The sequence below is a fragment of the Pseudomonas sp. Z5-35 genome (genome assembly GCF_051131945.1).
GTDB classification, from domain to species: Bacteria; Pseudomonadota; Gammaproteobacteria; order Pseudomonadales; family Pseudomonadaceae; genus Aquipseudomonas; species Aquipseudomonas marvdashtae.
Map to the genome: position 1 here is coordinate 3,328,570 of NZ_CP071640.1, position 14,506 is coordinate 3,343,075.

13 protein-coding genes and 1 pseudogene are annotated in these 14,506 nt (G+C 63.1%); 9 read left to right on the forward strand and 5 right to left on the reverse strand.

All coding sequences use genetic code 11. From position 1 onward, the window contains the following. The 4 genes from J3P95_RS15220 to J3P95_RS15235 all read left to right on the forward strand — a co-directional run bounded on the left by J3P95_RS15220 (position 1) and on the right by J3P95_RS15235 (position 5,016). Positions 1-1,059, forward strand: coding sequence for an alpha-ketoacid dehydrogenase subunit beta (locus J3P95_RS15220; protein ID WP_434557625.1), 1,059 nt, complete (start codon positions 1-3; stop codon positions 1,057-1,059). Then, positions 1,060-2,331, forward strand: a complete 1,272-nt coding sequence (locus tag J3P95_RS15225) for a dihydrolipoamide acetyltransferase family protein (protein ID WP_434580696.1) — start codon at positions 1,060-1,062, stop codon at positions 2,329-2,331. 17 nt (positions 2,332-2,348) lie between these two features. Continuing rightward, positions 2,349-3,731, forward strand: a complete 1,383-nt coding sequence (lpdA, locus tag J3P95_RS15230; protein ID WP_434580695.1) for a dihydrolipoyl dehydrogenase — start codon at positions 2,349-2,351, stop codon at positions 3,729-3,731. Between the two features lie 265 nt (positions 3,732-3,996). Beyond that, positions 3,997-5,016, forward strand: coding sequence for a branched-chain amino acid aminotransferase (locus tag J3P95_RS15235; RefSeq protein ID WP_434557628.1), 1,020 nt, complete (start codon positions 3,997-3,999; stop codon positions 5,014-5,016). Between the two features lie 179 nt (positions 5,017-5,195). Here J3P95_RS15235 and J3P95_RS15240 read toward each other — a convergent pair whose 3' ends face one another. After that, positions 5,196-6,125: a DMT family transporter gene (locus J3P95_RS15240; RefSeq protein WP_434580692.1), complete on the reverse strand. Its 930-nt coding sequence runs from the start codon at positions 6,123-6,125 to the stop codon at positions 5,196-5,198. A 110-nt stretch (positions 6,126-6,235) separates the two neighbouring features. On the opposite strand from J3P95_RS15240, the gene J3P95_RS15245 reads away from it, so the two are divergent. Further along, positions 6,236-7,027: a helix-turn-helix domain-containing protein gene (locus J3P95_RS15245; protein WP_434557630.1), complete on the forward strand. Its 792-nt coding sequence runs from the start codon at positions 6,236-6,238 to the stop codon at positions 7,025-7,027. On the opposite strand, the gene J3P95_RS15250 is transcribed toward J3P95_RS15245, so the two are convergent. After that, complete coding sequence (locus J3P95_RS15250; RefSeq protein ID WP_434557631.1) at positions 7,028-7,783, reverse strand: ArsR/SmtB family transcription factor; 756 nt, start codon at positions 7,781-7,783, stop codon at positions 7,028-7,030. Positions 7,784-7,865: 82 nt separating this feature from the next. On the opposite strand from J3P95_RS15250, the gene J3P95_RS15255 reads away from it, so the two are divergent. Further along, positions 7,866-8,978: a cytochrome P450 gene (locus tag J3P95_RS15255; RefSeq protein WP_434580689.1), complete on the forward strand. Its 1,113-nt coding sequence runs from the start codon at positions 7,866-7,868 to the stop codon at positions 8,976-8,978. A gap of 13 nt (positions 8,979-8,991) precedes the next feature. On the opposite strand, the pseudogene J3P95_RS15260 reads toward J3P95_RS15255, so the two are convergent. After that, positions 8,992-9,090: pseudogene (locus tag J3P95_RS15260) on the reverse strand (FKBP-type peptidyl-prolyl cis-trans isomerase); the annotation flags it as partial. Between the two features lie 113 nt (positions 9,091-9,203). On the opposite strand from J3P95_RS15260, the gene J3P95_RS15265 reads away from it, so the two are divergent. Both J3P95_RS15265 and J3P95_RS15270 read left to right on the forward strand, forming a co-directional pair. Further along, entirely contained in the window at positions 9,204-10,268 is a 1,065-nt protein-coding gene (locus J3P95_RS15265) for a M4 family metallopeptidase (RefSeq protein WP_434557633.1), read from the forward strand. Further along, a complete protein-coding gene (locus J3P95_RS15270) occupies positions 10,265-10,588 on the forward strand; it encodes a protealysin inhibitor emfourin (RefSeq protein ID WP_186640418.1) in 324 nt (107 codons plus the stop codon). Before J3P95_RS15265 ends, J3P95_RS15270 begins: the two co-directional genes overlap by 4 nt. On the opposite strand, the gene J3P95_RS15275 is transcribed toward J3P95_RS15270, so the two are convergent. Next, the gene (locus tag J3P95_RS15275; RefSeq protein ID WP_434557635.1) at positions 10,589-10,897 is read right to left on the reverse strand and encodes an RcnB family protein; all 309 of its coding nucleotides are present in this window, start codon (positions 10,895-10,897) and stop codon (positions 10,589-10,591) included. 275 nt (positions 10,898-11,172) lie between these two features. Between J3P95_RS15275 and J3P95_RS15280 the strand changes: the two genes are divergently transcribed. Continuing rightward, positions 11,173-12,267 carry a DNA alkylation repair protein gene (locus J3P95_RS15280; protein ID WP_434580687.1) on the forward strand — a complete coding sequence of 365 codons (1,095 nt, stop codon included), beginning with the start codon at positions 11,173-11,175 and terminating at the stop codon, positions 12,265-12,267. 9 nt (positions 12,268-12,276) lie between these two features. Here J3P95_RS15280 and J3P95_RS15285 read toward each other — a convergent pair whose 3' ends face one another. Beyond that, entirely contained in the window at positions 12,277-14,355 is a 2,079-nt protein-coding gene (locus J3P95_RS15285; protein ID WP_434580685.1) for a putative bifunctional diguanylate cyclase/phosphodiesterase, read from the reverse strand. Positions 14,356-14,506: the final 151 nt, after the last annotated feature.

Below are 14,506 nucleotides of genomic sequence, written 5' to 3' on the forward strand. Positions count from 1 at the left end.
ATGAACGATCACAACAACACTATTGCGTTGGACACCGCCATGACGACTACCACCATGACCATGATCCAGGCCCTGCGCTCGGCCATGGACGTGATGCTCGAGCGCGACGACAACGTCGTGGTGTTCGGCCAGGACGTCGGTTACTTCGGCGGCGTGTTCCGCTGCACCGAAGGCCTGCAGAACAAGTACGGCACCTCGCGGGTGTTCGACGCGCCGATTTCCGAAAGCGGCATCGTCGGCGTGGCGGTGGGCATGGGCGCCTACGGGCTGCGGCCAGTGGCCGAGATACAGTTCGCCGACTACGTCTACCCCGCCTCGGACCAGATCATTTCCGAAGCCGCGCGCCTGCGCTATCGCTCGGCCGGCGAGTTCACCGCGCCGATGACCCTGCGCATGCCCTGCGGCGGTGGTATCTATGGCGGCCAGACCCACAGCCAGAGCATCGAGGCGATGTTCACCCAGGTCTGCGGGCTGCGCACCGTCATGCCGTCCAACCCCTACGACGCCAAGGGCTTGCTGATCGCTTCCATCGAAAACGATGACCCGGTGATTTTCCTCGAACCCAAGCGCCTGTATAACGGCCCGTTCGACGGTCACCACGACCGTCCGGTAACGCCGTGGTCCAAGCACCCGCAGGCGCAAGTGCCGGACGGCTACTACACGGTGCCGCTGGACGTCGCCGCCATCACCCGTCCGGGCAAGGACGTGACCGTCCTGACTTACGGCACCACGGTCTACGTCTCTCAAGTAGCCGCCGAAGAGACCGGCATCGACGCTGAAGTCATCGACCTGCGCAGCCTCTGGCCGCTGGACCTGGACACCATCGTCAAATCCGTGAAGAAGACCGGCCGCTGCGTCGTGGTCCATGAGGCCACGCGCACCTGCGGTTTCGGCGCCGAGCTGGTGTCGCTGGTGCAAGAACATTGCTTCCATCACCTGGAAGCGCCCATCGAGCGCGTCACCGGTTGGGACACCCCCTACCCGCACGCACAGGAGTGGGCGTATTTCCCAGGGCCGTCCCGTGTGGGCGCGGCGTTGAAACGGGTCATGGAGGTCTGAATGGGCACGCACGTTATCAAGATGCCGGACATCGGCGAAGGCATCGCGGAAGTTGAACTGTCGGTGTGGCACGTCAAGGTTGGCGACATGGTGGTTGAAGACCAAGTGCTGGCCGACGTGATGACCGACAAGGCGATGGTCGATATTCCTTCGCCGGTGCACGGCCGGGTCATCGCCTTGGGTGGCGAACCCGGTGAGGTCATGGCGGTGGGCAGCGAGCTGATCCGCATTGAAGTGGAAGGTGCCGGCAACCTGAAGGAATCGGCGGCACCGGTGGCCAAGCCTGAGCCTGTCGCGAAGCCTGAACAGGCATCGAAACCAGAACCCGTGGCGGAAAAACCCACCGTCGCACCTCGCCCGGTACAAGCGGCCCAGGCCCCCGTGGCCCGCGACCCCGACGAGCGTCCGCTGGCCTCGCCGGCCGTGCGCAAACACGCGCTGGACCTGGGCATTCAATTGCGCCTGGTCCAAGGCAGCGGCCCCGCCGGACGCGTCCTTCATGAAGACCTCGAAGCCTACCTGGCCCAAGGTCCGTCGACCCAGACCAAGGGCGGCTCGGGCTACGCCGAACGTCACGACGAGCAGCAGATCCCGGTGATCGGCATGCGCCGCAAGATCGCCCAGCGCATGCAGGAAGCCACCCAACGCGCCGCCCACTTCAGCTACGTCGAGGAAATCGACGTCACGGCGCTGGAAGAACTGCGGGTTCACCTGAACGAAAAACACGGCGCCAGTCGCGGCAAGCTCACTTTGTTGCCATTCCTGGTCCGCGCGTTGGTCGTGGCCCTGCGCGACTTTCCGCAGATGAATGCGCGCTACGACGACGAAGCCCAGGTCATCCACCGTTCAGGCGCCGTGCATGTCGGCGTGGCGACCCAGAGCGACGTCGGCCTGATGGTGCCGGTGGTGCGCCACGCCGAAGCTCGCAGCCTGTGGGACAGCGCGACGGAAATCTCGCGCCTGGCCACCGCGGCCCGCAACGGCAAGGCCAGTCGCGACGAACTGTCCGGCTCGACCATCACCCTGACCAGCCTCGGCGCGCTCGGTGGCATCGTCAGCACGCCGGTGCTGAACCTGCCGGAAGTGGCGATTGTCGGCGTGAACAAAATCGTCGAACGCCCGATGGTGATCAAGGGCCAGATCGTGATTCGCAAGATGATGAATCTCTCCAGCTCCTTCGATCACCGGGTGGTCGATGGCATGGACGCGGCGCAATTCATCCAGGCCCTGCGTGGCCTGCTCGAACAACCCGCCACGTTGTTCGTGGACTAATCATCAGTGGAGCAGGCATGCAAACTTTGAACACCAAGCTGCTGATCATCGGCGGCGGCCCTGGCGGTTATGTGGCGGCGATCCGTGCCGGCCAACTGGGCATCGAAACCATCCTGGTGGAAGGGCAGGCACTGGGCGGGACTTGCCTGAACATCGGCTGCATTCCGTCCAAGGCGTTGATCCATGTGGCCGAGCAGTTCCACCAGACCCGGCACCACAGCCAAGGCTCGGCCTTGGGCATTACCGTGGCGGCGCCGAGCCTGGACATCGGCAAGAGCGTGGAATGGAAGGACGGCATCGTCGATCGCCTGACCACCGGCGTCGCCGCGTTGCTGAAAAAGCACAAGGTCCAAGTCATTCACGGCTGGGCCAAGGTCATCGACGGCAAGACTGTGGAAGTCGGCGACAGCCGTATCCAGTGCGAACACCTGTTGCTGGCCACCGGCTCGAAAAGTGTCGAGCTGCCGATGCTACCTATTGGCGGGCCGATCATCTCGTCCACCGAAGCCCTCGCCCCCACCGCGGTGCCCAAGCACCTGGTGGTGGTCGGCGGCGGTTATATCGGTCTGGAATTGGGCATTGCCTATCGCAAGCTCGGCGCCGAGGTCAGCGTGGTCGAGGCCCAGGAGCGGATCCTGCCGGCCTACGACGCCGAGCTGACCCAACCGGTGCACGAAGCGCTCAAGCAGTTGGGCGTGAAGCTGTACCTCAAGCACAGCGTCGAAGGTTTCGATGCCCGGGCCAGCACCTTGCAAGTGCGTGATCCCAACGGCGACACGCTGAACCTCGACACCGACCGGGTGCTGGTAGCAGTCGGACGTAAACCCAACACCCAGGGTTGGAACCTCGAAGCGCTGGACCTGGCGATGAACGGCTCGGCGCTGAAAATCGACAACCGGTGCCAGACCAGCATGCGCAATGTCTGGGCCATCGGTGACCTGAGCGGCGAACCGATGCTCGCCCACCGGGCCATGGCCCAGGGCGAAATGGTTGCCGAGCTGATCGCCGGCCAGCACCGGGAGTTCAACCCGACGGCCATCGCGGCGGTGTGCTTCACCGATCCAGAAGTGGTCGTGGTCGGCAAGACGCCAGACGAGGCCAAGGCCGCCGGGCTTGATTGCATTATGTCGAGCTTCCCGTTCGCGGCCAACGGCCGGGCCATGACGTTGGAATCGAAAAGCGGTTTCGTCCGGGTCGTGGCGCGCCGGGACAATCACCTGATCGTCGGTTGGCAAGCGGTGGGCGTGGGTGTGTCGGAGTTGTCCACGGCGTTCGGCCAATCCCTGGAAATGGGTGCGCGCCTGGAAGACATCGCCGGCACCATCCACGCCCACCCGACGCTGGGCGAGGCCGTGCAGGAAGCGGCGTTGCGGGCATTGGGGCATGCGTTGCATCTCTAGACGTGTAGCGCATCTGTAGGCATGAGTTTCACCTGTGGCGAGGGAGCTTGCTCCCGCTGGGCTGCGAAGCGGCCCCGTTTTTGCGACTGCTGCGCAGTCGAGCGGGAGCAAGCTCCCTCGCCACAGATGTGAAACGCCGGGAAAATATGCCTGCCCCTTATCGAGCGGGCTGCGAAACACCCCCGGAATGAAGTATTGTTGTCCCCATTAAAAAACGTCAGAAGCCTTGAACCGTTTCGACGGTTGTCAGGAAATAGAGGGTGTCATGGGTAACGAGAGCATCAATTGGGACAAACTGGGCTTTGACTACATCAAGACCGACAAGCGCTACCTGTCGCACTGGCGCGATGGCGCCTGGGACACAGGCACCCTGACCGAAGACAACGTGCTGCACATCAGCGAGGGTTCCACCGCCCTGCACTACGGCCAGCAATGCTTCGAAGGCCTGAAGGCCTATCGTTGCAGGGACGGTTCGATCAACCTGTTCCGCCCGGACCAGAACGCCGCCCGCATGCAACGCAGCTGCGCCCGCCTGCTGATGCCGCACGTCGACACCGAGCAGTTCGTCGAAGCCTGCAAGCAAGTGGTCCGTGCCAACGAGCGCTTCATCCCGCCGTACGGCACCGGCGGCGCGCTGTACCTGCGCCCGTTCGTGATCGGCGTGGGTGACAACATCGGCGTGCGCACCGCCCCCGAGTTCATCTTCTCGATCTTCTGCATCCCGGTCGGCGCGTACTTCAAGGGCGGCCTGACCCCACACAATTTCCTGATCTCCAGCTTCGACCGCGCTGCCCCACAAGGCACCGGCGCGGCCAAGGTCGGTGGCAACTACGCCGCCAGCCTGATGCCCGGCTCCCAGGCCAAGAAGGCCAGTTTCGCCGACTGCATCTACCTGGACCCGATGACCCATTCGAAAATCGAGGAAGTCGGCTCGGCCAACTTCTTCGGCATCACCCACGACAACAAATTCATCACCCCCAACTCCCCGTCGGTCCTGCCAGGCATCACCCGCCTGTCGCTGATCGAACTGGCGAAATCGCGCCTGGGCCTGGAAGTGATCGAAGGTGATGTGTTCATCGACAAGCTGGCGGATTTCAAGGAAGCCGGGGCCTGCGGTACCGCCGCAGTGATCACGCCGATTGGCGGCATCAGCTACAAGGACAAGCTGCATGTGTTCCACAGCGAAACCGAAGTCGGCCCGATCACCCAGAAACTCTACAAAGAGCTGACCGGCGTGCAGACCGGCGACGTGGAAGCGCCGGCGGGCTGGATCGTCAAGGTCTGATCTAAGTCCCCCGGTAGCACTGGGGGGCTTTTGTGGCGAGGGAGCTTGCTCCCGCTCGACTGCGCAGCAGTCGCAACCCGCTAAACGCGGTCTACCTGAATGACCGCGTTGCTTGGCTTTGGGGCTGCTGCGCAGCCCAGCGGGAGCAAGCTCCCTCGCCACATGGAGCCGCGCCAGCTCTACCCTCGTCGTAAAACCGACCCTCGTCGCCATCGCTGGCGAAACCAGCCGTAGCCGCTGACCAGCACAATCCCACTCAATACCAAGACCGCCCCAACGATGAAGTTCGGCTCCAGCGGCTCATCCAGCAACCAGACACCAAAACCGATGCCGAACAACGGCGTCATGAACGACAGCACCCCCAATTGCGACGCCAGGTAGCGACGCAGCAGGGAGAACCAGATCAGGAAACTGGCGAAAGACACCAGCAACACCTGGAACGCCATGCTCGCAAAGAGCTGCGGCGTCGGGTTGATCGTCGTTTCCCCGAGCGCCGCCGACACGCCGATCAGCAGTATCCCGGCGCCGACCAGCTGGTAAAGCAGCGTCTGGCTGGCCGGCACGTCGGTCAGTCGCGAACAGCGCACCGTCACCGTGGTTGCGCCCCACAGCACGCCGGCCAGCAAGCCCATCCCGTCACCCAGCAACGAGCTGCCGCTCGCCGCGCCCGAGCCGCCACTGAAGGCCACCACGATCCCACCGAATGCCACCGCGATGCCCAGCCATTGCGCCGGCTTGAGACGTTCGCTCGGCAGTCTCCAGTGCAGGCCGAGGGCGGCGAACATCGGTGCGGTGTAGAGAAAAATCACCATGTGCGAAGCCGTCGTGTGGCGCAGGCCTTCGCCCACCAGCACGAATTCCAAGGCGAACAACAACCCCACCAACAGGCCCGGACGCCAACTTCCATCGGCCAGGGACAAACGTTCGCCGCGCGCCAATACCAACAGCCAGACCAGTGCCGCTGCGATGGCCGAGCGCACCCCCAGTTGCAGCATTGGCGCCATGTCGACCGCGCTGGCCTTGATCGCGACTTGCTGGAATCCCCAGATCGCACAGAGGCCGGTCATCAGGGCGCCGACCTGGCCATCCAGGGCGCGGCGGGTAGTCATGGGAAAACTCCTTGGGCAGAAAATAGATGAAAGGATTGTCTGCCTGACACCTTTGCTGGATATAGTGATTACCCGACAAGCCATCCCGGTAATCCGCCATTGCGATCGATATGCAGCCTCCAGCCCAGCATCTGAAGATTCCTCCGTTCGAAGCGGCCCTGCCCTCGCCGATTTTCTTTCGCAGCGCCTGCATGCCGGCCCATGCCACTTACCCTCGGCACCGGCACGCCTGGGGAGAGTTCGTCTACTCCTACAGCGGCGTGATGGAGATCGAGATCGCCCAGCACCATTACCTGGCGCCACCGCAATACGGCATCTGGCTACCGCCGGACATGGAACACGTTGGGTTCAATCGGCATGAGGCCTGCCATTGTTCGTTATATCTGGCGGCCGAACTGTGCGGTGCGCTGCCCGCCGTGCCCTGCGCGCTGACCTTGAGCCCGCTGATCCGCGCTCTGTTGGAAGAGCTGCGCAGCGACCCGCCGAGCCAGCCACAGACGTCCGAGCAGCAGCGCTTGTTGCAGGTGCTGCTGGACAAGCTGGTCCAGGCGCCCCATGTCGGCAGTTATTTGCCGTCTTCGGATGATCCGCTGTTGGGCCCCGTGCTGCGGGCCTTGGAGGAGAATCCCAGCGACCCGCGTTCCTTGCCGCAACTGGCCCGCGCCGCCAACACCACCGAGCGCACGCTGATGCGTCGGGCCCAGCGGGACCTGGGCATGTCACTGGTGGAATGGCGCCAGCGCCTGAAAGTCATCGAAGCCCTGGCCCTGCTCGAACGTGGCCAGAGCGTGGAAACCATCGGCCTGGACCTGGGCTACAGCAGCGCTTCGGCGTTCATCAGCATGTTCCGCAAAATGATGGGCACCACGCCGGATGAATACCGACGCAGGCATATGGCTTGATTAGCGCAGGTCCGCAGGCGAGACGCGCCTGCTCACGATAGCGGCCGCGGGTTGGGTCTGAGTTTCAGCGCTGATGCCAAACCGCGCCGCCATCTCCCGCTGTCCTGCAGCCGTCAGCCCCAAGGCACGGCTGTCCAGGTCCTGGATCACCCACTTGCGCTTGATCGCCACTTGCAGCAATGCCTTGCCCAAGGCACCTCCCAGATGCGGCCGGCGCATGCTCCAGTCCAGGCACGGGCAGGCGAATCGGCGTCGCTGGAGCATCAGCGCCGGAACGTCAACGCCCAACCCGTTGAACAGCGCCTCGCCGGACTCACTCAGCTGGTAGCCCTCGCCCTCCACGCCCACGAGCCATCCGGCTTCCAGCAGACGGTCATGCAACCTCACCGCCAACGTACCGGCCATGTGGTCGTAGCACGTGCGAGCGAATTGCAGGCGATCCGGAGTGCGCGAGGTGAAGGTCGGGCTGGCGCTCTGGCCGATCACCATCAAGGCTTCGAGGGCCTGGGCCACACGTGGGTCAGCGAGGCTGTAGTAACGATGGCGACCCTGGACATGCAAGCGCACCAGGGCCTGCTCCCTGAGCTTCGCCAGATGTGCACTGGCGGTGGAGGCACTGACTTCGGCGATACTCGCCAGCTCCGTGCTGGTGCGGGCATGACCGTCCATCAACGCGCAGAGCATGCGGGTGCGGGCCGGTTCGGCAATGGCCGCCGCCACCTGGGATACGCCCACGTCATGTTGTCCTGCATCCATATTTCGCTCCCCGCCGAATCAAGCCATGCATCGACTGGAGATAGTAGCAACACTTTCTTCATCACGAACGAGGCAGCGCTTCATGGACCCGATCATCGCCGCGACTCACGCCGATCCTTACCCTTACTACGCGAGCCTGCGGGCCAATGGCGGGTTGACCTTCGATCCTCAATTGAAGCTCTGGATCGCCAGCAGCGCCGAAGCGGTCTGCGCCGTATTGCATCATGCCGATTGCCATGTGCGTCCGGCCGATGAGCCGGTGCCGAGCGCCATTGCCGGTGGGCCTGCCGGCCGGGTCTTCGGGCGCCTGATGCGGATGAACGACGGGGAACGGCAGCGGTGCCCGAAGGCGGCGATTGCGCCCGCGTTGCGGGACATCGATCCCTGGCAAGTCGAAGCGTTGGTCAAGAGGCGCTTTCTCAGGGATGGCGCCGAGGGCCTGCATCAGGCCCAGTTTATCGGACCGGCCAGCGTGGTGGCGGCGTTGCTGGGTTTCGACCCGGCGCAGAGCCGCCTGATCAGCGAATGGACGGGAGATTTCGTCGCCTGCCTGTCGCCCTTGAGCCAGGCAGCGCAACGGGAGGCGGCGCACCGGGCCAGTGAGCGACTGACCGGCGCTTTCCACGAGCGCATCGCGGCGCAAGACAATCCTGTGTTGACGCGCATCTGCCGGGGTTTCCAAGACACCGACAGCCTCGTCGCCAACCTGATCGGCCTGCTCTCGCAAACCTATGAGGCCACGGCTGGCCTCATCGGCAACGCGCTGCTGGCGCTGATCCGTGATCCCGCCTTGCGCGTCTTGCTCCGCGATAATCCTGAACAGGTCGGCCCATTGCTGGCCGAAGTCCAGCGTTTCGACCCTGCGGTACAAAACACCCGGCGCTTCGTCGCCCTGCCCTGCGAAATCCTCGGCACGGCGCTGCAACCCACGGATGCGGTGCTGGTGCTGCTGGCCTCGGCGAATCGCGACCCGCAGCTCAATCCGCAACCGGACGTCCTGCTGCTGGACCGCCCGAACCGGCGAAGTTTCAGCTTCGGCAGCGGGCGCCATGAATGTCCCGGCCAGAGCCTGGCGATGGATATTGCCCGCGCCACGCTGGGTGCGATTCTCGGGGACCAACCACGACTGGAACAGTTGGCTTGGTGCTACCGCCCTTCCGTCAATGGACGGATCCCGCTGTTCAGCGACCAATGATGGACACGAGTCCTCAATCGTGCCGCGTCAGCACTTCCAGCAGCTCGATTTCAAATATGAGATTGTTGTTGAGCTTGATGTGCCCCCCCATGGACCGCTCACCGTAAGCCGCGGGGTTTTCGCAGAATTCGATGCGACTGGCAACCTTTTGCCGCGCAAGGGAACCGCAACGGCCACTGCGGTTCACATGGGTATCGACCCTGCATTTCAGATAAGGACTTTCTGATGATCGACTCTCGCCCGCTCCATAGTTTTATCCCGCCTTATATCCTCAATCGCATCATCGCCCATGGCTCGGAACAGCAACGCTCCAGCGCCCTCGGCACGCTGACCCACGTTAAGAACCTGCGTCACAATCCCGGCCCGCCGAGCAATGCGCCCGCTGCGGCCAAACTGCCCAAGCCTGGCCAGGCCGGCCATCCGCAGCGCAGCATTCATGACGCCCAGAACAACATGGAACTGCCGGGCCAGCCAGTGCGCCTGGAAGGCCAAGCGGCCAGCGGCGACCCGGCGGTGGACGAAGCGTACGACGCACTCGGCGCCACCTATGAGTTTTTCTGGAAAGTGCTGGGGCGCGACTCCATCGACAACAAAGGCTTTGCCCTGGTCGGCACCGTGCATTACGGCCAAGACTATGAAAACGCATTCTGGAATGGCGCGCAGATGGTGTTTGGCGACGGCGATGGCGAAATCTTCCAACGCTTCACCCGCTCCCTCGATGTAGTGGCCCACGAGCTGGCCCACGGCGTCACCGAAAGCGAAGCCGGCTTGATCTACGCCAACCAGTCCGGCGCGCTGAACGAGTCGATTTCCGATGTGTTTGGGGTGCTGGTCAAGCAGTTCGTCCTGGGCCAGACCGCCGACCAGGCCGACTGGCTGATCGGCGCCGACCTGCTCACCGACAAGATCAATGGTGACGGCCTGCGCAGCATGTCCAACCCCGGCACCGCTTACGATGACCCATTGCTGGGCAAGGACCCGCAACCGGCGCACATGCGCGAGTTCGTCATCACCCGTGAAGACAACGGCGGCGTGCACATCAACTCTGGCATTCCCAACCGGGCCTTTTATCTGGTAGCGACGGCACTCGGCGGATTTGCCTGGGAAAAGGCCGGGCGGATCTGGTATGACACTTTGTGCGACCGACAACTGGCCAATGACGCCTCCTTCAGCGCCTTCGCCCGCCTGACCGTCGCGCACGCCCGCCAACGCTTCGGCGAACGGGAAGTGCAAGCGGTGCAGGATGGCTGGGCCCAGGTGGGCGTCGACCTGAACGAGGAGAACGGATGAAAACCCTTCCAGACCTGGACGATAAAGCCGTCGTCAAGCTGTCACGCCAAGGCGGCGTGGCGGCCATCCACGCCCTGACCCGCCCCCGGGAAATCGAGTTCGCCCAGTGCGACCTCGATCAGCGCACGCGCATCTGCTCAGTGTTGGAGGGGTGCCTGCCGCTCACCTCTTCTACGCCGGGCCGGGGCGACCAGCGTTACTTCCAGATCGAGGTGCGTTTCCGCGCCAACGACCAGGACGATGAGATGGTGTTGCAGGTGCCCGAGGACCAGGCACCTGGCGAACTGGTTCATTTGTGGGACAAGGGCGAGGTGCTCTGATTAACGTGTGGCCGGGACGATCTTGACGATCGCGCCGGACACGGTTTCGACCAGCAAATATTTGTCATCGATCTGCACCCATTGTTGCTCTTCTGTAGGTTGCTCGAGTTTCTTCTGCTTCCAATCTTTAATGGCCCGGTCCGAACGCTGATAGTCGGCGGGTACCCGGTCATTCTCCACCAGCCTGCGGCCATTGCTCGGCGAGTGCTCCAAGGCGTCTCCGGTTTTCTCGACCGCTTGCGCAACGGGGCCAAGGGCTCCAAGGCTGGCGATCAGGACCAGGCTGGCGATCAGGGTTGGTTTACGCATAAAAAACTCCAGGTTATCCAAGGTACTGAATCTGGGACTTCATCGACGGCGAATCATTCATTTTACTGGTGCTTCTGAAGGCGCCCATGCCCTTGTGGCGAGGGAGCTTGCTCCCGCTGGGTTGCGCAGCGACCCCAATCCAGGCAACGCGTTCATTCAGTGATACCCCATTCACCGGGTTTACGACTGCTGCGCAGCCGAGCGGGAGCAAGCTCCCTCGCCACGGGTTGCGCCTGGCATGGCATAGTGGCGGCTCCTGGACCACGGACCTCGCCATGACCTCTTCATCCCCCGCCCTGAAGGAAATCTTCAACGCCGAGCGCCTGCAGCACATCGCCACCGAAACGCGCGCGGTGTACCCAGCCTTCGATGCCAAGGCGTTCCTGCACATGGCCACCGACGGACTGGCCCAATTGTCGGTGATGCAGCGCATGGCGCGGGTCAGCGAGTGCCTGCATGAGGTAATGCCGCTGAGTTATGAAGCCTCGCTCGACGTTCTGCGGGCCTTGGCCCCTCGGCTGAACAGCATGTTCGTGAGCATGTTCCTGCCCCACTACGTGGCGTCTTATGGTCGGCATAGTTTTGACCTGTCGATGGATGCACTCAAATATTTCACCCGGTTCGGCTCTGCGGAGTTCGCCGTCCGGCATTTCCTGCGCGACGACTTGGCGCACACCCTCAAGGTCATGCACGACTGGTCACTGGACGCCAACGAGCACGTACGACGCCTCGCCAGCGAGGGCAGTCGGCCGCGCTTGCCGTGGTCGTTTCATCTGGAACCAATCCAGGCCAACCCGGAACTCACCGCCGCGATCCTCGATGCCCTCAAGGCTGACGACAGCCTCTACGTGCGCAAATCCGTCGCCAATCATCTCAACGACGTGACCAAACAGCATCCCGACTGGGTACTGGAGCGGATCGAAGGGTGGCCGTTGCAGGACCGCCACACAGCCTGGATCGCCCGTCACGCGCTGCGCAGCCTGATCAAGCATGGCAATCTTCGGGCGCTGGCCGTGATCGGCGCAGGCGGCAAGGCGCAGGTTGAGATTTCGGATTTGCAGGTGACGCCGCCGGTGATTCGCCTCGGAGAACAGGTAACCCTGTCCTTCAAGGTGAAATCAACCTCTGAACAGGACCAACGCCTGGTGATCGATTACGCCATCGACTACGTGAAAGCGTCAGGTGGCACGTCGGCCAAGGTGTTCAAGCTCAAGACCTTCGACCTGCCCGCCCTTGCTTCTGCCAGCCTCAGGCGCTCCCAACACATCCGCGAACTGACCACCCGCCGGCACTACGCGGGCCGGCATGCGGTGCATTTGCTGGTCAATGGCGAGCGACTGGGCAGCGCCGCATTCGAAATCCTTCCCTGAGCGAATGCCTCAGGCCATCGCCACGCGTTGCGCCTGGCGGATGTCGTGCAAGAAGCGCTCGGCCGGCAGCGGATGACCCAACAGATAGCCTTGCAGCGAATCGCAGCCCAACTGGGTCAGGAAGTCTTGTTGTACGTCGGTTTCCACGCCTTCGGCGACGATCCGCAGGCCCAGGGCCTGGCCAAGGGCGACGATGGCCGAGACGATGGCCGCGTCATCGCTGTCGTGCTCCAGGTCACGCACGAAGCCACGATCGATCTTCAGCTCGTTGGCCGGCAGGCGCTTGAGGTACATCAAGCTCGAGTAACCGGTGCCGAAGTCGTCGATGGACAGGTCCACGCCCATGTCCGACAGTTGCTGCAGCACGGTCATGCTCGCGTCCGCGTCGCTCATGGCCGTGGTTTCGGTGATTTCCAGGGTCAGGCTGTTGGCAGGCAAATGGTGGGTCTCCAGCGCCTTGGCGACACTCTGCACCAAGCCTGTATGGCAGAACTGCAACGCCGAAAGGTTCACCGCGATGCGCCAATCGGTGTAGCCCAGCACGTACCATTCGCGCATCTGCCGGCAGGCTTCGTTCAGCACCCACTCGCCGATGGGAATGATCAACCCGGTCTTTTCTGCCAAGTCGATAAAGGTGTCGGGCATCATCATGCCCTGGGTCGGATGGGTCCAGCGCAGCAGCGCTTCAGCGCCGACCGGACGGCCATTCGCCGCGTCGAACTTGGGTTGGTAATGCAGGCTGAACTGCCGCTGCTCGACGGCGATGCGCAAGTCTTGCAGCAGCTGCAACTGCTTGCGGGCGTTGCTGTTCATCGACGCGTCGAAAAAACTGTAGCCATTCTTGCCGGCGCCCTTGGCGTGGTACATCGCGGCGTCGGCATTCATCAGCAGCTCTTCGGCGCTTTCGCCGTTGCCGGGAAAAAGCGCGATGCCGACACTGGCGGATATCTGCAGGTCATGGTCGGCGACCCGGAACGTGCGCGCGATCAGCGCGACCTGGCGCGCAGCCAGGCGCAAGGCGTCGTCGGGATCGGCCAGTTGCACGAGCAGGACGAACTCATCGCCACCGATCCGCGCGAGGGTGTCCTGGTTGCGCAAGTCCTCGCGCAGACGCAAGGCCACGTCCCGCAACAACAGATCGCCCATGTGGTGCCCGAACGCGTCGTTGACCGGTTTGAAACCGTCGAGGTCGATGAACATCAACGCAAAACAGCCGCCCTGCTCTTGCACCCGGTGCATGGCCTGGCCGATGCGATCCGCCAGCAATACGCGATTGGGCAACCCGGTCAGGGGATCGTGCAGGGCCAGTTGAGTCAGTTCCCGATTGGCCTGGGTCAGCGACTTGGCGAGTTCCGCGGTACGGGCTTCCAGACGCGCGTCCAGAATCGACGTCAGCAAGGCGATCGCCAACACCGCCAACGTGGTGATCAGCACCAGATTGTCCAGGCCCTTGCCGCTCAAGCCATCGAGGGCTCCGCAGAAACTGCCGTCGCTGAACTGCGCCGCGGCCATGCCGGTGTAGTGCATGCCGACAATGGCGATGCCCATCACCACGGCGGCGCCAGCGCGGGCGATTCGTACATGAGGGGAATTCTGGCGCAGGCGCACGGCAATCCATAACGCCGCCGCGCACGCCACGACGGCAATCAGCAGCGAGGCGCCAAACAACGTCGGGGCATAATCAATGCCCGGCTGCATCCGTAACGCCGCCATGCCGGTGTAATGCATGGCGCTGATGCCGATGCCCATGACCAGCGCGCCAAACGCCAACTGCCAGGCCCGAAGTTTCGGCTGATTAACCAGCCACAGGGCAAAGCCGCTGGAAAGAATCGCGATCAGCAGGGACAGCGCGGTGATCGCCACATCGTAGCCAAGCTCCACCGGCAACGTGAACGCGAGCATGCCGATGAAGTGCATGGACCAGATGCCCACCCCCATCGCCAGCGAACCACCCGCCATCCACAAATGAACGGCACGGCCCTGAGCGGTAGCGATACGCCCCGTCAGGTCCAGCGCGGTATAAGACGCCAGGATCGCAACAAACAAAGAGATAGAAACAAGGGCGGGGGAATAACTGCCGATAAGCATGGGTTTTTCTCGTGACAGAAAGCCGAAGTGCCTCCATGCCCGGTTGAAAGTCGGCGATTGTACACAATTGGTACGGCCGTGCACGGACCGAACATCAAAAAGCCATCATCGTTGGGATATTTGCGACGAAAGACATTCCGAGCCTAAGCTC